We start from the raw sequence: 20,577 nt of genomic DNA, 5'->3' as shown, positions 1-20,577 counted from the left end.
CCTCCATATTAATGGGGGCCTTCTTTGTGCGGAAATGACGTTATTTGACCTGATACTTTTTCAAGCGGTATTGAAGGCTTTGGCGGCTGATATTCAAGGCCTTGGCAGCCTTGGAGATATTCATGCCATGTTCCTTCAAGATCTTCTCCAAATATTGCTTTTCAGTATTGGCGATATAATCATCAAGAGATAAGGTCGACTCCTGTAAATCTCCATTTGCATGATTCTCTTTTCTTTCGGGGTGAATGTCTTCCAAATGGGCTTTCTTCCTAAATAAAGTCGGAAGGTGGGTGATGGCAATCTTTGTATCGCCAGGTTCCATTAAATTCATGGCCCCCTCAATGATATGTTCAAGTTCCCTTACGTTCCCGGGCCAGTCGTAATCATAAAAAAGCGAGTAGACCTCTTCACTGATCCCTTCAATATTCAATTCGAACAGCGCATTGAATTTCTCGATGAAGGATTGCGCCAGCAAGGGAATATCCTCTTTCCGTTCACGAAGAGGCGGGATGAATAACGAAACGACGCTTAATCGATAATATAAATCCTTTCGTAAATGATCATTTGAAATGGCATCTATTGGATCTTCATTTATCGTTGCTATGACCCGTACGTCAATTTTTTTATCCTTCGTATCCCCAACACGGCGAATCGTCCTTTCTTGAAGGGCCCTTAATAATTTCGCCTGCATATTCGGATTTAAGGAATTGATTTCATCTAGCAGGATGGTCCCACCCTGTGCCTGTTCGAATAAACCTGGCCTTTCAATCGATCCGGTGAAGGCCCCTTTCTTCGTGCCAAAAAGAATTCCTTCAATAAGACTATCTGGCAGGGCAGCACAGTTTTGGCTGATGAAAGGATGTGTCGAACGGCTGCTGCCATTATGGATGCTTTGGGCAAAGAGTTCTTTTCCCGTTCCCGTCTCCCCAACAATGAGGATGGAGGATGCCGTCCTGGTCGAACGCTTGCTTTTTTCAATGACTTCCAAGAAATTCTCACTCGTTCCGATGATGCTGTCAAACGTATATTTCGTATCGCCTTTATTCAGGATATTATCTTTAATGATTCTTTCAAGATTCGTTATATCCTTTGCCACTTCAATGGCTCCAATGATATTTTGGTTCTGATCCAAAATCGGGAACGTATTATTGATTGTTGTAATTTCCTGTCCGAGATTATTGAAGTAGGTCTGCTTCGAGTTTTCGGTTTTCCTTCCAGAATGAAGCGCCCGTATTAATGTGCTCTCCGCTTCTTCCTTGAATATAAAGATCTCGTGAATCTTTTTCCCTAATACCTCTTCTGAATCCATGCCTTCGATTTCTGCCATTTTCTTGTTATATATAATGGTCCGGCCTTTTATATCGATTATATGTAACCCGATATCGATTACGTCCACAAGTGAATGGAGGATGGTTTGGAAACCTTCTATTTTAACGATTTGATCTAAATGCATGAATGCCTCCCGTTTTTCTTCTTTTCTTAGAGCTATTGTAGAGGAATTGAAGCAAAGGCGCAAATAAAATTTGCACAGCAAGATTATTTTGCATTGAAGTGCAAAAATATTTTGCGGAAAAAGGGAAAAAAAGCTGTTTTTTATGGTTTTTCGAGTTGGCATGAATTTTGCATTAATAAAAAGTGTAAGGTTTAAGCGACAAAAATAGGGTTTAGAGCAAAAAATAATGGCATACTATGTCAATTTTGCCCCAAAAGTGCTGAATTTCATTGCATTTTTAAAGAAAAAACATTATTTTTTCAAAAAAATGAAAAGTTGGCACGGAACTTGCTTGATTAATAAGCGAGAAGTAAAAACATAAACTTTAGGGAGATGAGCCATAATGGTCCAACCATATAAACACGAACCATTTACTAATTTTAAAATCGAAGAAAATAAAAAAGCTTTTCAAGCGGCATTGAATGATGTAGCTAATGAGTTAGGGAAGAAATATCCGCTGATCATTAATGGTGAAAAAGTGTTTACTGATGAAGTCATTACCTCTGTAAACCCGGCAAATAAAGAAGAAGTTATCGGAACCGTATCCAAAGCGAATAAGGATCTTGCTGAGCAAGCGATGCAAGCGGCAGATAAAACATTCCAAACTTGGAGAAAAACGAACGCGGAAGTGCGTGCAAATATTTTATTCAGGGCTGCAGCCACCATTCGGAGAAGAAAACATTATTTCTCGGCACTATTGGTTAAAGAAGCAGGAAAGCCATGGAATGAGGCGGATGCAGATACAGCGGAAGCGATCGACTTCATGGAATACTATGCACGTCAAATGCTGAAGCTTAAAGATGGCATGCCAGTGGAAAGCCGCCCGATTGAGCATAATGCTTTCAGTTATATTCCACTTGGTGTCGGTGTCATCATCTCACCTTGGAACTTCCCGTTTGCGATCATGGCAGGCATGACGACGGCTGCTCTTGTTTCAGGAAATACAGTCTTATTGAAACCGGCCAGTACAACACCGGTCATTGCAGCTAAATTCATCGAAGTGTTGGAAGAAGCGGGCTTGCCTGCAGGAGTCGTGAACTTCATTCCAGGAAGCGGTGCCGAAGTGGGCGATTATTTGGTAGATCATCCTCGTACACGTTTCATCAGCTTCACTGGATCTCGTGATGTCGGTATCCGCATTTATGAGCGTGCTGCAAAAGTTCAGGAAGGCCAAATCTGGTTAAAACGTGTCATCGCTGAAATGGGCGGTAAAGATACGATCGTTGTTGATAAAGAGGCTGATCTGGAATTGGCGGCACAATCAATCGTCGCTTCTGCATTCGGATTCTCCGGTCAAAAATGTTCTGCTTGTTCACGTGCCGTCATAGTGGAAGATGTATATGACCAAGTCTTGAATCGTGCCATTGAATTAACGAAAGAAAAAACAATCGGGGAACCAACGGATGTAAACAACTTCATGGGTCCGGTCATCGATCAAGCAGCTTACGACAAAGTCATGAGCTACGTTGAAATCGGTAAAGAAGAAGGGAAACTTGTTGCAGGGGGAGAAGGAGACAATTCAAAAGGTTTCTTCATCCAGCCAACTATCATTGCCGATGTGGATGAGAACGCACGCGTCATGAAAGAAGAGATTTTCGGACCGGTGGTTGCATTCTGTAAGGCAAAAGATTTCAATCATGCAATCGAGATTGCCAATAACACGGATTATGGATTAACGGGTGCGGTCATCTCGAACAACATTGAACATATCGAACAAGCGCGTGAGGATTTCCACGTAGGTAACTTGTACTTCAATCGCGGCTGTACTGGTGCGATTGTAGGATACCAGCCATTTGGCGGATTCAATATGTCAGGTACGGATTCAAAAGCGGGCGGTCCTGATTATTTAGTTCTTCACCTTCAAGGAAAAACAACATCTGAAACGCTATAAATTTTAGGGGGAATCAACATGACAACTTTAACGGAAAAATTAATCGAGCAAACAGAACAATATGGTGCAAACAATTATAATCCACTTCCAATCGTCATTGCGAAGGCAGAAGGAGTTTGGGTGGAAGATCCTGAAGGCAACAAATATATGGATATGCTTAGTGCCTATTCAGCAGTGAACCAAGGCCACAGGCATCCGAAAATCATCGACGAATTAAAAAAGCAAGCTGATCGCGTAACATTAACGTCCCGTGCATTCCATAGTGATAAATTGGGACCATGGTATGAAATGGTTTCACGCATTACGCAAAAAGACATGGCATTGCCTATGAATACGGGTGCTGAAGCCGTTGAAACAGCAATCAAAGCTGTTAGACGCTGGGGTTATGATGTTAAGGGAATCGCAGAAAACCAAGCTGAAATCATTGCATGTGTCGGGAACTTCCATGGCCGTACGATGGCAGCGGTGTCCTTGTCATCCGATGAGGAATATAGAAGGGGCTTCGGACCGATGCTGCCAGGGATCAAGCTTATCCCTTACGGTGACCTTGATGCATTGAAAGAAGCGATTACACCGCAAACGGCTGGATTTTTAATCGAACCGATTCAAGGTGAAGCGGGAATCATCATACCGCCACAAGGATTCTTAAAAGAAGCTTACGACTTATGTAAAGAAAATAATGTCCTATTCGTTTCTGATGAAATTCAGTCAGGACTTGGACGTTCAGGAAAAATGTTCGCCTCTGACTGGGATGGGGTAGTTCCGGATATGTACATTTTAGGTAAAGCGCTTGGCGGCGGGGTTTTCCCAATCTCTTGCGTAGCTGCGAACCGTGAAATCCTTGGCGTGTTCAATCCTGGTTCCCATGGTTCTACATTCGGCGGCAATCCATTGGCATGTGCGGTTTCCATCGCTTCATTGGAAGTCCTTGAAGAAGAGAAGCTTGCGGAACGTTCATTGGAGCTTGGACAATACTTTATGGATAGTTTAAAAGAAATCAAGAATCCAATGATTAAAGATATCCGCGGCAGAGGCTTATTCATCGGAGTCGAATTAACAGAAGCAGCAAGACCTTATTGTGAGCAGCTTAAAGAAGAAAAACTGCTATGTAAAGAAACACATGATACAGTTATCCGTTTTGCTCCGCCATTAGTGATTACAAAAGAAGACTTGGATTGGGCAATCGAACGCATTAAAAGAGTTTTATCCTAATATACCTATGAGGTGAATTCCATTGAGTACAACGATCAAAGAAGAAAAAGAAACTGCCAGCTTGCTTGATTCAACACAGGTCGTAATCAGGGAGGCGCTTGATAAGCTTGGCTATTCTGAAGAAGTGTTCGAGCTTTTGAAGGAGCCTCTCCGGATGCTGACCGTCCGGATTCCGATTAAGATGGATGACAATACGACGAAGATTTTCACTGGATACCGTGCCCAGCACAACGATGCTGTCGGTCCGACGAAAGGCGGAATCCGTTTTCATCCCGAAGTGGATGAGGAAGAAGTCAAGGCACTTTCAATGTGGATGAGTTTGAAATGCGGAATCGTGAATCTGCCATATGGCGGGGGAAAAGGCGGCATCATCTGTGATCCGCGCCAAATGTCCATTGGTGAATTGGAAAGGCTTAGCCGTGGATACGTTCGGGCAATCAGCCAAATAGTGGGGCCGACAAAAGATATTCCGGCCCCGGATGTTTATACAAATTCACAAATCATGGCATGGATGATGGACGAGTACAGTAGAATAAGAGAACACGATTCTCCTGGTTTCATTACAGGTAAGCCACTGGTACTGGGCGGTTCACACGGCAGGGAAAAGGCGACTGCACAAGGTGTCACCATCTGTATCGAGGAAGCGGCAAAGCGTAAGGGCATAGAATTGAAAGGTGCACGCATCATCGTCCAAGGATTTGGGAACGCAGGAAGCTTTTTGGCCAAATTCATGCATGATGCAGGTGCGAAAGTGATTGGCATATCGGACGCATATGGTGCCATTTATAACCAAGATGGTCTGGATATCGATTACTTACTTGATAAAAGGGATAGCTTTGGAACGGTAACGACACTATTCGATAATACAATCACCAATCAGGAACTTCTGGAACAAGATTGTGATATTTTAGTGCCTGCTGCCATTTCCAATCAAATCACCAAAGAAAATGCACATCTTATCAAAGCCCAAATTGTCGTGGAGGCAGCGAATGGACCTACCACTTTGGAGGCAACCAAGATCCTGACGGAACGCAATGTGCTACTCGTACCTGATGTATTGGCAAGTTCAGGCGGTGTGACAGTTTCTTACTTTGAATGGGTTCAAAATAATCAAGGTTATTATTGGGAAGATGCAGAAGTCCAAACCAAATTAAAAGAGTTATTGGTCAATTCATTTAATCAAGTTTATGAAATGTCCGAGACAAGAAAAGTGGATATGAGGCTGGCGGCGTATATGGTCGGTGTCAGAAAAATGGCAGAAGCCTCGATATTCCGTGGCTGGGTATAAGTTTTAGTCAAATAATGGAGAGTGGAGGAGTGATTCCGTGTTAAAACCGATTCATACCATCGAGTGTGCTCAGGATGGGACCGTCGAACAAGTTTACGTTCAAAAGAATTCCTATGTTTATGAATGGGAGAGGCTCTTTTTAGTGAAAACGGAGGATGGGAAATTGATTGATGTTTCAATAGGTGCCAGTGGTCACATAACTGAAATTAATGTTTCGGCAGGGGATCCTATTAATAGAAAGCTTCCTTTAGCTTTGCTCCAAGACGATTTTGTTATAACTGGCTCTGATTGATTATAGGAAAGAGGGTGTTCCAAAGGCGGAAGCGATTTCCGCTTTGGGATGCTCTTTTTTTGTTGTGATCATTTAAAAGGTGATGATAAAGCCAGGAAAAAGTTTGAAAAGAAAAAGGATGGCTGAGGACTTTTCGGCTTTCCGACAGAAAGCACCTAGCAATTATTTTTTGATAGGAGCAGGGAATAAGAAAAAGGGAATCACCTATCCCCACCATCATCCGCGTTTTACTTTTGACGAAGATGCCATGGAGTACGGTGTTAACATTTTTATCCATGCTGTTCAAAAGATTTTAGGATAGAATTAAATGAGCGGCCCGGTCCATCCGGGATAAGGAAAAAAGAACTAGATTAACGAAAGGACTTTTTACCAATATAAATACAAGCGCCTTCGCTGACCGTATACCCTCCTATCAGGGCATGGTTTCGCGAAGGTATTTTAATTTGGAAGGGCATAATGACATATTCCCCTTCATAAACTGTTATGGAACAAACAAGCCAGTAGACCAAAGGCAAGAAAGGAGCTGATCATGGTTGCTCGAAACCGGTTTAACCGCTTGACTCTATCCGTGTGTGCTTTCTAGGAATTTAAGCCCACGACTAGAGATATTATGTTAAAATACAACGTGAGATTTAGACATCAAATAAATAGTGGTTTTTCTGAATCAATGAAAAAGGAACATTCAGAATTCCGCCATTTAAAAAAGGGGAGTTAAATCAGAGTATGAGAATCTCAGAATTAAAGAGGAAAGCCCTTCAGTCATTGGGAGGTAAATGGGGAGTAACTGTTTCGCTTATGTTGCTTTTGTTCTTGATCAACCTCGTTTTACCTTTAATTGTCGAAGTAATCGGAAGCGGTGGGTTTTCACAATGGCTCATGCAGGAAGAAACACCATTATGGACTGATATCTTCAGCATGGTCTTTTCCATTGCCCTAATCCCGCTTACCATTTCAACCACATGGTTCTACCTGAATTTGGTTAGGGAAGGAAACCCTGATATTCCAGAAGTATTCGCAATCTATAAAGATGGAAAAACCTCTTTCAAGCTTATTGGGGCATCCATCTTACAAGCAATTTTCATTTTTTTATGGTCATTATTATTAATCATTCCGGGTATCATCAAGGCTATCGCTTATTCGCAGCAGTTTTTCTTATTGAAGGATCATCCTGAATACACGGTGCTTGAAGCCATTACAGAGAGCAGAAAAAGAATGAAGGGCTTAAAATGGAAGTATTTCCTTATGCACCTAAGCTTCATCGGGTGGGGCATCCTTTGCATGTTCACGCTGGGAATTGGTTTACTATGGTTGATTCCTTATGCTGGAACAACAACGGCTGCATTCTATAACGAATTAATCGTGCCACAAGAAGATATTGACGACGATCAACAAATAGAGGGATAAAAGATCAACCGATAGCAAATGGCTATCGGTTTTTTATTTATGCCGTTTTTCTAGGGCAGTCTTGTAATGCTTCTTCAAGATAACTAACATCGATTTTTTCTTTTGACATGTGGAAATCGCCGACAGCTTGGAACATCACACTCTTTATGGGCCTACCATCCTTTACTATTTGATTTGAATTTACATCAGAATTTTTTTAGGGTTTTAATGAGTGAATGGGTAATCTATTTGATCAAATGTATATTCTCCAGGGAAATCAATATGTTCCCACCAAATGATGAGTCGGGGGACATGGAAAAACGAAAGGTGAAAGGTTGTTAAATCCGTTTCACCTTACTGAATTTGAATGTATTTTAATAATTTATATGCCAAAATGGCTAAGTATAACTTAATCCCATTATCATAATTGTTCAGGTCCAATCCAGTTTTTTTCTGTATCTGTTCTAACCTGTATTTCAGTGTATGGCGATGAATATATAGCTCGCTTGCTGTTTCTTTAATACTTTGATTGAAAAAAAGATAAGCTTCAAGTGTAGTAATGAGGTCTATACCTTTTGAATCAAATAGATTTCCAAGATATTTTTGATAAAACTCTTCTAAATCTACCCCTGATTCTTTCATTTCAATGAGTAATTGATATAAGCCAAAATCGTTATAATGGACTATGGATTTTGGTTTAAATAGTATTTGGGAAAATCGTGCTGCTTGCTCAGATTCAACAGCGCTTTTGTGTAATTGATAAATGTCGGCAGTTGTTTTACCAATACCTATAGCTATTTGTTCATTTGATAATGTAGAATTCCAACTATTTAAGAGGTTCTCAGCTAGTTCCAAAATATTTAGTTCAGGCTTTGCTTCCACCAAAATAATGACACTATCGGATTTTGTCCTCATGAGGTAGGGGATTTTTGACTTTCCCATGGTGTATTGAATAATTTCGGTTAACTCATTGTATTTTTCCTTGATTTTCTCCTCTTTCAATAATGGAAAATAAATGTATATGATACTTTGTGGATTCGTTAGGTCTACTCCTAGTTTACGTCCTCTCTCGATCATATCTTTATTATTGGGGATTATAGGATTTAATACTTCTTCTAGGAAGTCACTAGTGAGCCTCAATTGTGTCTCCTCTACTGCTTTCCTCCGCAAAAATTCAATCGCATATACAGTAGTGGCATGCTCGATTGCAATTGAATCCAATTCTTCCGATAACCCTTTTTCCTTTATAATGAGTAGAGTTCCGTAGGTATTTTTATTAGCTATAATAGGTTGACTAATAATTTTGTCGTTATCCATTTGTTTTTTATATAGACTTTTTAAATTGTTAATATCAATAAAGTCATGTTTAATGTATGAACTTATTATTTCATCTTTTGCTATAAGGATTACACTTGCATCAATTATTTCATGAAGGGTTTTTGTAATAGGATCAAATCCGTGTTGTTCTAATACAAGCCGTGTAAAATCCTGATGGATTCGTAGTGAATATTCAAATGTTTGGCTTTGTTTGTTAACAATTTGTACCAGTAGTTCTTTTGTTATCATAGAGAAGTTTATGTTCGCAGGAATTTCAATTAAAGGTAAGGCAAATTCGTCTGCGATGGTAATAAATGATTTTGGAATTTCCTTTAAATAAAATCCTGTATATATAGCTATTCCAGATAGTTTTCCGATGGATAAAAGCTTTTCGAATTCCTTACGTTTCTTCGTATTTTCTCCTAATCCGAATCCAGTTGTGATCAAAAACTCGCCATCTTGTAAACGATAGATATCTTCAATTACCTCCACAATAGTTACCCATTTGATCCAATTTTGTAACCCCTTTTTTCCAGCCTTTAATTTTGTTTGTTTCATAATAGGTAGTTGCAAAGCTTCATTAATCCGAATAGCCATAGATAGCCCCCTGGTGATTAAACTTAGTTTATCCTATCATCCATTATACGCGGTGTATAATGGAACATCTATTTTTTCATACGTTTGTCAAATTGTTATCTGTCAGAAATTTTAATAAAGTTTTAATATACTCTTATAATTCCGAGGGAGATGTAATGGATGAAGGAACGAGATTATTTAATTAAACCGGTATTAGGACAGCAATATCCAGTAGCTGCATCTGCAAAAGGCATATATATATATGATCAAGATGGTAAGGAATATATTGATGGGTCGTCTGGAGCTGTAACGGTAAGTATTGGACACGGTGTACAGGAGGTTATTAAAGAAGCCCTTGCACAGGCAGAAAAAATTTCATTTTCTTATAGATCACAATTTACCAATGAACCCGCTGAAAAACTAGCAGAAAAATTGAGTCAATTGGCTCCAGGAGATCTTAATTGGTCATTCTTTGTAAATAGTGGTTCAGAAGCGACCGAGACAGCGATGAAGATTGCTATACAATATTGGCAAGAAAAAGGACAACCACAAAAAGATCGCATTATATCTAGGTGGACTAGTTATCATGGCATTACAATGGGAGCATTATCCATGTCAGGACATGTATTAAGAAGACAGAGGTTTGCTTCGATGTTAGCTGATTATCCTTCAGTATCTGCCCCATACACTTATCGTCGACCTGATCATTTAACTGAAGAAGAATGGGGTCTTCTCTGTGCTCATGAACTTGAAATGGAGATTAGGCGTATTGGGGAAGAACGTGTTGCTGCATTTATTGCCGAGCCAATTATAGGTGCTTCTGGGGGGGCTATCACTCCACCAGCTAATTACTATCAAAAAATCAAGGAGATTTGTGAGCGTTGTAACGTCCTATTTATTGCAGATGAGGTAATGACCGGAATTGGCCGTACCGGGAAGATGTTTGCAATAGAACATTGGAACGTTACTCCGGACTTTATTACTCTAGGCAAAGGAATGAGTTCAGGGTATACCCCAATGGCAGCTACTCTAGTCAGTGATAAAGTTATGGAACCTATATTAAATGGATCTAAGTCTATTATAGGAGGCCATACTTATAGTGCTAATCCTCAATCTGCAGCAGTTGCACTAAAGGTTATTAAATACGTTGAGAAACATCAATTGGTAGAAAAGGCAGAAGAACAAGGTACATATCTTATGAGTAAATTGAAAACGCTTTTAAATTCTTGCGAAATGATTGGGGACGTAAGAGGAAAGGGCCTTTTAATTGGAATGGAGTTTGTAGCCGACCGTGAAAAGAAAAACCCTTATCCACCTGAATTAAATGTAACAAATAGGGTAATTAAACAAGCCTTTGAAAAAGGGTTACTTGTTTACCCAGCGTCAGGAGCTATTAATGGAATGGGGGATGCTATTATCATTTCGCCACCTTTGGTTATTACAAAAGATGAAATTGATAGTTTAGTAGATATTTTAGAAGAAGCAATTTCTGAAGTGCAATGTGAACTCAACATGGAGGGCAAGGTCAATGCTACTGTCCAAGTCTAAACAAGGAAAGGTAAGTACTTTAGAGGCTGCCCTTCAAAGAATTTCTGACGGATGCTCCTTAATGTACGGAGGATTTGGTGGCATTGGTACTCCCCCTACCATTGTAGAAGGGATATTAAATAAAGGGTGTAAGGAGTTAAGTTTAATTGGTAATGACGCAGGCTTTCCGGACGTTGGGGTTGGGAGATTGATTAGTTCAGGAAGGGTGAAAAAACTAATTACTTCTCATATTGGCTCCAACCCAATAGCAGGTCAATTAATGAACAAGGGGGAAATGGACGTAACATTTTCTCCGCAAGGAACGTTGATTGAACGTATACGAGCCGGTGGTATGGGATTAGGTGGTATTTTATCCGATGTGGGATTAGCCACGGTTGTAGGGGAAGGCAAGACACATATTACTGTAAATGGACAAGAATATTTGATTGAAACGGCATTAACTGCTGAAGTATCTATAATCCATGCTTCAAAGGCTGATTATCTTGGAAATCTCGTATTTGATAAAAGCGCACGCAATTTTAACCCTTTAGTTGCCATGGCGGGGGATTTTACGATAGTTGAAGCAGATGAGATTGTTCAAGTTGGTGAACTTAATCCAGAATCGATTATAACCCCTGGAATCTTTGTGGATATGGTAATTCCAAGTGAAGGAGTGAATTGGAAATGGGTTTGGGAGTAGAAGATCGCCATCGCATCGCTAAGCGCGCTGCCCAAGAAATAGAAAATGGAATGATTGTTAATCTAGGAATAGGCATCCCTACATTAATTGCTGATTATATCCCATCAGATATTTCTGTCCAATTTCATGCCGAAAATGGAGTGTTGGGCACTGGCCCGACACCAAAAAGGAGTGATATTAATCCTAATTTATGTAATGCCGGTGGTTATCCCTGTTCTGTGGCCCAAGGTGCCTCCTTTTTTGATAGTGCTACTGCATTTGGCATGATTCGGCGAGGCCGTTTAGATGTTACCATTTTAGGAGCCCTTGAAGTAAGCGAAGAAGGCGACCTGGCAAATTGGATTATTCCTGGAAAACTTGTCCCTGGTATGGGTGGGGCGATGGAGTTGGCTCAAAAGTCTAAAAAGGTAATTGTACTGATGAACCATACAAACAAACAAGGTAAATCGAAAATACTGAAGGAATGTACACTACCACTTACCGCCAAAGGTTGTGTTAGTTTGATCATCACTGAAATGGCTGTGATCGAGGTAACGCCACAAGGATTAGAGTTAAAAGAAGTTATGGAACCTTACACAATGGAAGATGTAATTAAACATACAGATGCACAATTGAAAATACTTAAAACTACAGGAAAAGTTTAGGAGTGAGCGAAATGGAAGAGGCCGTCATCGTATCAGGAGTTCGAACTGGAGTGGGTGCATTTGGAAAGTCCCTTAAAAGTGTTTCCGCCACTGAAATGGGAAGACAAATATTGGAGGGTTTAATGGATAAGACCATTCTTACCAAAGCGGATGTAAATGAAGTAATATTTGGACATGGATATGTACATGGGGGAGGATTGAATTCAGCCAGAATATCATCGCAATTAGCTGGATTCCCAACGAGTGTTCCAGGACATATAGTAATCAAGGCATGTGGTTCTAGTTTAAAAGCAATTACTAACGCGGCCTTAACGATTAAGGCCGGTCAAGAAGAGGTGGTAATTGCAGGTGGGGTAGAGAATATGAGTCAGGTCCCATATTTAGTTAAAAATAGATGGGGGACAAAGTTTGGGAACGTAGAAATGGAAGATGCCCTATTAACTGATGGTTTAATTTGTTCGTTGGAAAATGAACACATGGGAATGACAGCAGAACGCTTAACGCAAATTTACAGTATCTCCCGAGAGGAACAAGATAAATTTGCCTTTGATAGCCATAAAAAGGTAGTTCAGGCTATTGAAAATCATTATTTTGAAGATGAAATTTTACCTGTTCAGGTCACCGGTACGAAGGGAGCTTATCTATTCAGGACAGATGAGTCTGTACGCTCGGATATTCAGCTAGATAAATTAATCAATCTTCCACCTGTTTTTAAATCGGATGGGTCAATCACTGCTGGGAATGCGTGCCCTATGAACGATGGTGCAGCAGCAGTTTTAATGATGTCAAAAAAGAAAGCTATACAAAAAGGTATAAAACCTTTGTTAAAAGTGAAAGCGTTTTCCAGTGCTGGTGTAGAACCAGGCATAATGGGGATTGGGCCTGTTCCAGCAACAAAAAAGGCATTGGAATTAGCCGGATTAACTTTAGATGATATTGGTTTGATTGAGCTTAATGAGGCCTTTGCTGCACAGGCATTAGCTGTTATTAAAGAACTGGAGTTGGACTATTCAAAAGTAAATGTTAATGGTGGAGCTATTGCGTTGGGGCATCCAGTTGGAGCAACTGGTGCTAAGCTAACTGTTAGTCTAATGAATGAAATGTTACGTACCAAAACAAAGTATGGAATGGTGACGCTATGTATGGCCGGAGGAATGGGGCTTACCGTCATATATGAAAACCTATCATTATAAACACATTAAAGCGAGGTGAACTGTAATGCAATTAATCAAAGAACAAATTCAAACATGGTTAAAAGAGCATTATGAAGAAGGTACAGTATTATTACAGCGACTAGTTCAATCTCCTAGTATTTCTAAAAATGAGGCAAAAGCGCAATCAATAATCATTGAAGTATTGTCGAATATGGGGTTAAAGGTGGATGTCTGGGAGCCATGTGGAAAAGAATTAACCGAAAGTCCCTACTTTTGCTCGTCGAGGGATGATTTTACAGGAAGTCCTAATGTTGTTGGTGTTCTACCCGGAACAGGTGGTGGCCGCTCCATAATCTTAAACGGACATATTGATGTTGTCCCTGAAGGTGATCATGAACAATGGACAGATGATCCCTATAGTGGAGCTATTAAGGAAGGAAAAATGTATGGTCGTGGTGTTACGGATATGAAAGGTGGGCTAGTTTCATTTCTTTTAGCCTTACAAGCCATTCTACAACTCGATATTAAGCTTAGAGGCGACGTTATTTTTCAAAGTGTTATAGAAGAAGAGAGTGGTGGGACAGGGACTTTATCTACTATTCTAAAAGGCTATAAAGCTGATGCTGCACTAATCACTGAACCTACTAATATGAGAGTTTTCCCTAAACAGCAAGGATCCATGTGGTTTAGGATCTTTGTCAAAGGTCGATCAGCCCACGGGGGAACACGATATGAGGGAGTAAGCGCTTTTGATAAAGCAATGGTATTAGTGGAGCGAATCAGGGCTTTGGAGTATAACCGGAATCAACGTATTAATGATCCTTTATATGAGCAGACCCCTATCCCTATTCCTATTAATATCGGAGTTGTTTCGGGAGGAAACTGGCCATCTTCAGTACCTGATTTGCTGAAAATAGAGGGAAGAATGGGTGTAGCACCTAACGAGAAGATAGAAGATGCACAACATGAAATGGAGGAATGTCTACAACAACTATCAGTCCTTGACCCCTGGTTTAAGGAAAATCCACCTGTCCTAGAATGGTTTGGTGCTCGATGGCTACCAGGGGAAATCGATCTTGAACATGATTTGATGAATACGTTAGTTCATCAATATAGAGAAACTACTGGTGAAGAACCCGTGATAGAGGCTTCTCCTTGGGGAACTGATGGGGGATTACTTACAGAAGTAGGGAAAATTCCAACGGTCGTTTTTGGACCAGGGAAAACGGAAATGGCACACTTCCCTGATGAGTATATTGAATTGGATAAAGTTTTTAAATCTGCAGAAATTATTGCATTAACTATAATTCAGTGGTGTAGTATCAAGGACAATATCTGAATTAAAGGAAAATTCGATAATTAGTTCATGCATAAAACGGCTGAGTTAATAGGAGGGTATTATGGCTGAATTAGATAATGATCAAGGTCTCAAAAGGGTAATGAAAAGCCGCCATTTATTTATGATTGCTTTAGGCGGTGTAATCGGTGCAGGATTTTTCAACGCTTCAGGTTTTACGATTAGTCAGGCAGGCCCTATAGGCGCAGTTTTAGCCTATATGATGGGCGGACTTATTATGTATTTAGTTATGCTGTGCTTAGGGGAATTGACAGTGGAAATGCCAGTATCTGGATCTTTCCAAACCTATGCGACTAAATACATTCATCCATCAACAGGCTTTACAGTTGGGTGGATTTATTGGATTGGGTGGTCTTCTACCGTAGCCTATGAAATTATCATTATAGGTTCGCTGATGCAAAGATGGTTCCCTGATATTTCTCCATGGATCTGGTCGTTAATTGCAGGAATTGTACTATTTTCTGTAAATGCCCTTTCTGCACGCAGCTTTGCAGAAACAGAATTCTGGTTTGCGAGTATCAAGGTAATCGCTATAATCTCTTTTATCTTTATTGGGTTAGCCGTTATTTTTGGTATTGTACCAATTGAGGGTGAACCAGCAGCTCCTTATTTTACACACTTAACAGAATTTGGCTTCTTTCCTAATGGAATGTTTGCAGTAGTTATTGCTATGATGGCTGTTAATTATTCGTTAGGCGGTACGGAACTTATAGGAATTGCTTCTGGTGAAAGTGAAAACCCTGAGAAGACGATCCCTAAGGCTATAAACCAAACTGCTTACCGAATAATATTATTCTTTGTTTTGTCAATAATCGTCGTTGTTTCTATAGTTCCTTGGCAACAAATCCAGCCAACTGCTAGCCCGTTTGTTACTGCACTGGATAACATCGGTATACCATATGCAGCCGATATCATGAATTTTGTAATTATTACCTCATTACTATCTGTTGCTAACTCTGGTCTTTATACTACAACTAGGATGTTATACTCTCTTTCTAGTTCTAAGATGGCACCAAGATCCTTTCAAAAGTTAACCAAAAAAGGTGTGCCTTTACTTTCTTTAACGGCTAGTATGGGAATCTCCTGTGTGTCCATTCTTGTTTCAAAAGTAGCGGCTGAAACTATTTATACCTGGATTCTTTCTGTAGCAGGAATGGCATCCATGTTGGCTTGGATGAGTATTGCGGCATCTCAGTATTTTTTCCGCAGACGATATGTAGCTGAAGGAGGAAAAGTTAGTGATCTAAAATTTCGGACCCCACTTTACCCTTTAGTTCCCATCCTGGCATTTGTCTTTAATCTAGTTGTATTAATAAGTTTAGTATTTGACGAAGGAACTAAATTGACTATTTATATTGGTGTTCCAGTAGCCATTGCTTTTCATTTGATATATATTTTATTTTTGCAAAAACGCGGAAAGAATGATATGGGGCCATCGGTTCAAGAGGATTATGAAAAGGTGCGTTTAATTAATAAAAGTTAAACATAAAAAGTGAACAATAAATAACAGATGATATGGCTCAAGTGCAAACAAGTTTCTTCTATATAATAAACGGCAAAATTAATGATCATTGAACCGTACTGCTCAAGAACTGTTGGGTTTGTTTCGCATAAAAGCTGGTCATGAAATGATATTGTAAAGAGCTACATTCAATATTTAGAAATATAAAAAAGTGACAGTTAATTCTCCATTCCCCTTAAAAAGGTTAAATTGTTCATTTTTCCTGGTGTATAATAGAATATTGAGAATGCCATTTAGGGGGATTACATAGTGAGTAGTGGTTTTAATATTGCCGATATGATATACCAATTGATTTGCCTTGTATTTCTAATCCTGATCATTGTTGGGACCGTATCTCTTTTCCGTTCCATGAAGCAACGTAAAACCAGACTGGATATCATGGAAAAAAAAATGGATGATTTACATGAAATGATTAAAAGGGGTAAAAATTGACGGCAGCATCGTGCAGCGGTTCAGACTGCAGGCAACTCGAAGAATAACGAGTTTGCCTGCAGTTTTTTTATTTGAAAAACATTCCAGTTGATTTCAGAAATCCGCTCCCGTTCCGCCGAATGTCTGCCAAGCCTCATCAAAGCAAGCATCTAGCAGGTCTCGGCTAGCCAGTTATTCGGCAGGAGTGTCGTAAATTTCTTCAATCCAGTAACTGGACAGCTGCTTGTGCAGCTGTTTTTTTATGCAGTGGAGGCATTCCGATTCAGACTCCGGCAATTATAAAAATAATCTATATTGAAATAACTTAGTGAAAAGCACTGTCTCCAAATTTGAAAAGGAGGGCTGGATTTTGAGCATCGATTGAGAGACATAAAAAAATAGAAAAAGAAAGTAAATTGTAAAAAATAAGCAGTTTTACATAGGGTTGTTGGGATTGTGGTGCAAAATTCATGTAAGGCTGCTGGTATGGAAGATGCATGGTTTGTTGCAGCGTTTTACCCTATAATGGAATAGATGTGTATTTAAGGATTCGTGAAAAAGTCTATCAGGAATGCTCGACCCTATAACAAATCGACGGAGATGGAGAATGCTGAACATTCGATCCTTTTGTTAGGTAACTTTTGAGAAGTGGGAGGAGTCGGTATCATGAAAGAAGTTATTGCAGTAAAAGAAATTACTAGGTTTAAAACACGAACGGAGGAATTTAGTCCGTATGCTTGGTGCAAACGGATGCTAGAAAATGACCCCGTGAGCTATCACGAAGGAACGGATACGTGGAATGTTTTTAAATATGAAGATGTGAAGCGGGTTCTTAGTGATTATAAACATTTTTCAAGTGTTCGGAAACGGACTACCATATCGGTTGGAACGGATAGTGATGAAGGTTCTGTGCCTGAAAAGATCCAAATAACTGAAGCTGATCCACCTGAGCATAGAAAACGCCGTTCGCTGCTGGCCGCAGCCTTCACACCTAGAAGTCTTCAAAACTGGGAACCTCGCATTCAGGAAATTGCAGATGAATTGATCGGGGAAATGGATGAGGACACGGAAATCGATATTGTGCAATCATTGGCGAGTCCGCTTCCGATCATTGTCATGTCGGATTTGATGGGCGTTCCCTCGAAAGATCGTTTATTGTTTAAGAAATGGGTGGATATCTTATTCCTTCCGTTTGATAAAGAAAAACAAGAAGAAGTAAATGAATTGAAGCAAGTGGCAGCAAAAGAATACTATCAGTATTTGTATCCGATTGTTGTGCAAAAACGATTAAACCCGGCAGATGATATCATCTCAGATCTATTGAAGTCAGAAGTGGATGGGGAAATGTTTACGGATGATGAGGTTGTCCGGACGACCATGCTGATTTTAGGAGCGGGGGTCGAGACAACAAGTCATTTACTGGCCAATAGCTTTTATTCCTTGCTATATGATGACAAAGAAGTTTATCAAGAGTTGCATGAAAACCTGGATCTGGTTCCGGAGGCCGTCGAAGAAATGCTCCGTTTCCGATTCAATCTTATTAAATTGGATCGCACCGTAAAGGAAGATAACGATCTATTGGGAGTGGAATTGAAAGAAGGCGATAACGTGGTTGTTTGGATGAGCGCAGCTAATTTGGACGAAGAGATGTTTGAAGATCCTTTCACCCTTAATATCCATCGCCCTAATAATAAGAAACACCTTACCTTCGGAAATGGCCCTCATTTCTGCCTGGGAGCGCCGTTGGCCAGACTCGAAGCAAAGATTGCGCTTACTGCATTCCTGAAGAAATTCAAACATATTGAAGCGGTGCCATCATTCCAGTTAGAAGAGAATCTTACCGATTCAGCGACCGGGCAAACTTTGACATCCCTGCCGCTTAGGGCGTTCCCTATAGTTTAAAAAACGAAAAAACCTTGTGCACTAACCTGCATAAGGTTTTTTTCTTTGGCTCTTTTCGAAAAATATTGTTGTTTTTAATAACTATACTATTTAAGGTTGATTGGAGCGCAAGTGCGAGACTCCTGCAGGCTCACCGCCCGCCCCGCGGAAAGCGAGCATCTGGAGGGGAAATCAACCAACCGCTTTACTTGGTAAATAGCAACAAAGTATGCGAAAACAGCCTTTTCTTTTTTAGCAGGGACGCATGGCATATATGTTCCTGCCACTTCCTGAAACGTTCGACAGGAAATCTTATAGTAACCTGAAGTTGAGGTGACAATGACGAATAGAGTAGTATGATAAAGTAGCAAATTTTGTGCCCAGGCATGTTCCCCGAATTAGGTTGGCGGGCGATGAAGCATTTACGTTAACCATGCAATGAAGAAGATATGATAAAATGGAAATTTCCAAATGAAACGGTTTTAAAAAGTGAAAGGATGTTATTATGAAATTAAAGCAGCAATTAACCATTGCCTTTATAATTAGTGCACTTTCTTTAATCGGGTTCAGTTTCATGGCATTTACCATAAGTGCAAATGAATACCTGAAATTTGATGAAGATGTGATTTCCTTGGTGCAGGGAATTGAATCTCCCCATCTGACGGACATCATGAAGTTCTTTACCTACATAGGTTCAACCGGTTCCATCATCATCCTTTCCTTGGTCATTTTATTTTTCTTATATACGGTTTTGAAGCATCGTCTGGAACTAATCCTATTCACTGCAGTCATGGTTGGTTCACCTCTTCTCAATTTGATGGTTAAGCTAATCTTTCAACGCGCCCGGCCCGATTTACATCGGCTCATCGAAATAGGGGGGTACAGTTTCCCTAGTGGACATGCCATGAATGCATTCTCTTTATACGGTATTCTCACGTTTCTGTTATGGCGTCACATAACGGCTAGGTGGGCAAGAATACTATTGATTCTGTTCAGCATGATGATGATCCTCTCGATCGGTATAAGCCGGATATATTTAGGGGTCCATTATCCTAGTGATATCATTGCCGGATATTTGGCGGGGGGGTGTTGGATTGCGATTTCCATTTGGTTTTTCCAAAGGTATCAAGACCGGCGGAAGAACAAAGGTCGTTAATAAAGGGAGCAAGGATATTGCAAGACAAGCAGCCGGCAGGTAATAAGTCAGCTGTTGATTCAAGAAAGTTAGGAGCGTATTAAATGGAAAACTGGATTACGGAATTCATGAATGATTTTGGATATATGGGAATCTTTCTTTTGATAGCATTGGAAAATATTTTCCCGCCGATCCCGTCTGAGGTCATTCTTACTTTTGGCGGTTTCATGACGACAACAGCGAACATGACGATAATGGGCGTCGTGATCGCATCGACAATAGGGTCAGTGGCAGGGGCAGTCGTCCTTTATGGAATTGGTTTACTTCTTGATGTGAAGGTCATTGAAAAGTTCGTGGAAAGATGGGGCCATATTCTTAGGTTAACGGTATCGGACGTCCATAAGGCGAATTCATGGTTTGACAAGTACGGTTCATGGACCGTGTTTTTCTGCAGATTGGTTCCGCTGATCAGAAGCCTGATTTCGATTCCGGCAGGCATGTCCCATATGAGCTTTTGGCTCTTTCTGCTTTACACAACATCCGGAACATTGATTTGGAACATCATCTTAGTGAATATCGGGGCAGCTGTTGGATCTTCATGGGAAGATATTGTAGGGTATATGGACATTTATTCAAATATCGTTTATGCGATATTGGCCTTGCTATTCATTATTTTCGTTGTTTTGATTTTTAGAAGGAATAAAGGCAAAGTATAATTTCAGTTTAGTTGATGGGGCCCGTTCGAGCCGGTACTTTCATTACATAACTAAAATAACACCAAAGGCTGTCATTGTG

Annotated in this window: 17 protein-coding genes and 1 pseudogene; 16 read left to right on the top strand and 2 right to left on the bottom strand. The window is 40.2% G+C overall.

Annotated elements, in window-relative coordinates; all coding sequences use genetic code 11:
- Nucleotides 1-40 precede the first annotated feature (40 nt).
- Nucleotides 41-1,453: a sigma-54 interaction domain-containing protein gene (locus QNH43_RS20935; RefSeq protein ID WP_283915507.1), complete on the bottom strand. Its 1,413-nt coding sequence runs from the start codon at nucleotides 1,451-1,453 to the stop codon at nucleotides 41-43.
- 382 nt (nucleotides 1,454-1,835) lie between these two features.
- Here QNH43_RS20935 and pruA point away from each other — a divergent pair, with 382 nt between their 5' ends.
- The 6 genes and pseudogenes from pruA (at nucleotide 1,836) to QNH43_RS20905 (ending at nucleotide 7,579) form a co-directional block, all read left to right on the top strand.
- Nucleotides 1,836-3,383: an L-glutamate gamma-semialdehyde dehydrogenase gene (gene pruA, locus QNH43_RS20930; RefSeq protein ID WP_283915506.1), complete on the top strand. Its 1,548-nt coding sequence runs from the start codon at nucleotides 1,836-1,838 to the stop codon at nucleotides 3,381-3,383.
- An 18-nt stretch (nucleotides 3,384-3,401) separates the two neighbouring features.
- The gene (locus tag QNH43_RS20925) at nucleotides 3,402-4,595 is read left to right on the top strand and encodes an ornithine--oxo-acid transaminase (protein WP_283915505.1); all 1,194 of its coding nucleotides are present in this window, start codon (nucleotides 3,402-3,404) and stop codon (nucleotides 4,593-4,595) included.
- 22 nt (nucleotides 4,596-4,617) lie between these two features.
- Nucleotides 4,618-5,883, top strand: a complete 1,266-nt coding sequence (locus tag QNH43_RS20920; protein WP_283915504.1) for a Glu/Leu/Phe/Val family dehydrogenase — start codon at nucleotides 4,618-4,620, stop codon at nucleotides 5,881-5,883.
- A 37-nt stretch (nucleotides 5,884-5,920) separates the two neighbouring features.
- Nucleotides 5,921-6,175 carry a biotin/lipoyl attachment domain-containing protein gene (locus QNH43_RS20915; protein WP_076364404.1) on the top strand — a complete coding sequence of 85 codons (255 nt, stop codon included), beginning with the start codon at nucleotides 5,921-5,923 and terminating at the stop codon, nucleotides 6,173-6,175.
- A gap of 121 nt (nucleotides 6,176-6,296) precedes the next feature.
- Nucleotides 6,297-6,476: pseudogene (locus QNH43_RS20910) on the top strand (amidohydrolase); the annotation flags it as partial.
- 422 nt (nucleotides 6,477-6,898) lie between these two features.
- Nucleotides 6,899-7,579 carry a DUF975 family protein gene (locus tag QNH43_RS20905; protein WP_283915503.1) on the top strand — a complete coding sequence of 227 codons (681 nt, stop codon included), beginning with the start codon at nucleotides 6,899-6,901 and terminating at the stop codon, nucleotides 7,577-7,579.
- A gap of 333 nt (nucleotides 7,580-7,912) precedes the next feature.
- Here the strand turns inward: QNH43_RS20905 and QNH43_RS20900 are convergent, their stop codons facing one another.
- Entirely contained in the window at nucleotides 7,913-9,472 is a 1,560-nt protein-coding gene (locus QNH43_RS20900) for a PucR family transcriptional regulator (RefSeq protein ID WP_283915502.1), read from the bottom strand.
- Nucleotides 9,473-9,631: 159 nt separating this feature from the next.
- Between QNH43_RS20900 and QNH43_RS20895 the strand changes: the two genes are divergently transcribed.
- The 10 genes from QNH43_RS20895 to QNH43_RS20850 all read left to right on the top strand — a co-directional run bounded on the left by QNH43_RS20895 (nucleotide 9,632) and on the right by QNH43_RS20850 (nucleotide 20,498).
- Entirely contained in the window at nucleotides 9,632-10,999 is a 1,368-nt protein-coding gene (locus QNH43_RS20895) for an aspartate aminotransferase family protein (RefSeq protein ID WP_283915501.1), read from the top strand.
- The gene (locus tag QNH43_RS20890; protein ID WP_283915500.1) at nucleotides 10,980-11,678 is read left to right on the top strand and encodes a CoA transferase subunit A; all 699 of its coding nucleotides are present in this window, start codon (nucleotides 10,980-10,982) and stop codon (nucleotides 11,676-11,678) included. Before QNH43_RS20895 ends, QNH43_RS20890 begins: the two co-directional genes overlap by 20 nt.
- Nucleotides 11,663-12,322, top strand: a complete 660-nt coding sequence (locus tag QNH43_RS20885) for a 3-oxoacid CoA-transferase subunit B (protein ID WP_283915499.1) — start codon at nucleotides 11,663-11,665, stop codon at nucleotides 12,320-12,322. Before QNH43_RS20890 ends, QNH43_RS20885 begins: the two co-directional genes overlap by 16 nt.
- A gap of 11 nt (nucleotides 12,323-12,333) precedes the next feature.
- Nucleotides 12,334-13,515 (top strand): thiolase family protein, encoded by a 1,182-nt coding sequence (locus QNH43_RS20880; protein WP_283915498.1) that lies wholly within the window; start codon nucleotides 12,334-12,336, stop codon nucleotides 13,513-13,515.
- 25 nt (nucleotides 13,516-13,540) lie between these two features.
- Nucleotides 13,541-14,815 carry a peptidase gene (locus QNH43_RS20875; RefSeq protein WP_283915497.1) on the top strand — a complete coding sequence of 425 codons (1,275 nt, stop codon included), beginning with the start codon at nucleotides 13,541-13,543 and terminating at the stop codon, nucleotides 14,813-14,815.
- Nucleotides 14,816-14,876: 61 nt separating this feature from the next.
- Nucleotides 14,877-16,316 (top strand): amino acid permease, encoded by a 1,440-nt coding sequence (locus QNH43_RS20870; RefSeq protein WP_283915496.1) that lies wholly within the window; start codon nucleotides 14,877-14,879, stop codon nucleotides 16,314-16,316.
- 288 nt (nucleotides 16,317-16,604) lie between these two features.
- Nucleotides 16,605-16,787, top strand: coding sequence for a DUF4083 family protein (locus tag QNH43_RS20865; protein ID WP_076364410.1), 183 nt, complete (start codon nucleotides 16,605-16,607; stop codon nucleotides 16,785-16,787).
- A gap of 642 nt (nucleotides 16,788-17,429) precedes the next feature.
- Complete coding sequence (locus tag QNH43_RS20860) at nucleotides 17,430-18,668, top strand: cytochrome P450 (RefSeq protein WP_283918412.1); 1,239 nt, start codon at nucleotides 17,430-17,432, stop codon at nucleotides 18,666-18,668.
- A gap of 484 nt (nucleotides 18,669-19,152) precedes the next feature.
- Nucleotides 19,153-19,803 (top strand): phosphatase PAP2 family protein, encoded by a 651-nt coding sequence (locus QNH43_RS20855; protein ID WP_283915495.1) that lies wholly within the window; start codon nucleotides 19,153-19,155, stop codon nucleotides 19,801-19,803.
- An 83-nt stretch (nucleotides 19,804-19,886) separates the two neighbouring features.
- Entirely contained in the window at nucleotides 19,887-20,498 is a 612-nt protein-coding gene (locus QNH43_RS20850; RefSeq protein ID WP_098373612.1) for a DedA family protein, read from the top strand.
- Nucleotides 20,499-20,577 lie beyond the last annotated feature (79 nt).

This window comes from Peribacillus simplex, from assembly GCF_030123325.1.
GTDB lineage: Bacteria > Bacillota > Bacilli > Bacillales > DSM-1321 > Peribacillus > Peribacillus simplex_D.
The sequence above is the reverse complement of the archived record's forward strand: the minus strand, read 5'-3'. Positions and strand labels throughout refer to the sequence as shown.